At 64.7% G+C, this 654-nt stretch carries 1 protein-coding gene; it reads left to right on the forward strand.

The features are described from left to right. Nucleotides 1–49 precede the first annotated feature (49 nt). On the forward strand, nt 50–654 hold a 605-nt coding region (locus tag PJL15_RS22565; RefSeq protein ID WP_281453357.1), incomplete at its 3' end, for a TasA family protein.

Genomic DNA, 654 nt, shown 5'->3' on the forward strand with positions numbered 1-654 from the left:
AACAGGCCGGCCGGTCTCACGGTGGCCACCCGAAAGGACACTGATCCCCATGGCCATCAGCCTCAAAACCACCTCCGGCAAAATCCTCGCCTCCGTCGCACTGGTCGGCACCGCAGCCGCCGTCGCCGGCATGGGAACCTACGGCGCCTTCACCTCCTCCACCTCCGCCTCCCAAGCAGTCACCGCCGGCACCGTCACCATCGCCCTGGGCGCCCCCGGAGCCGCGAACACCCTCAACGTCCCCATCGCAGGACTGCTCCCCGGCGACAAAGTCGAAAAACTCGTCACCCTCTCCAACACCGGCAACTCCGACCTGAACAACGTCACCCTCACCACCTCCGCCGGAGCCACCGGATCCCTGCTCACCACCGATGTGACGAACGGACTGCAACTGACCATCGAAAACTGCTCCGTTGCCTGGACCGGCGCCGCGGCCCCCTACACCTGCGCAGGAACCAAAACCACCGTCCTGGCCTCCTCCCCCGTCATCGCAGCGAACAAGGTCCTGAACAACCTCACCTCACTGACCTCCACCAAAACCGACAACCTCAAAGTCACCACCGCCTTCCCCACCACCGCGGACAACACCTTCCAAGGCGCAACCTCCACCATCGCCTTCGCCTTCACCGGCACCCAACGCACCGAAACCACCAA

The organism is Paenarthrobacter nitroguajacolicus (assembly GCF_029952445.1).
Taxonomy (GTDB): domain Bacteria; phylum Actinomycetota; class Actinomycetes; order Actinomycetales; family Micrococcaceae; genus Arthrobacter; species Arthrobacter nitroguajacolicus_B.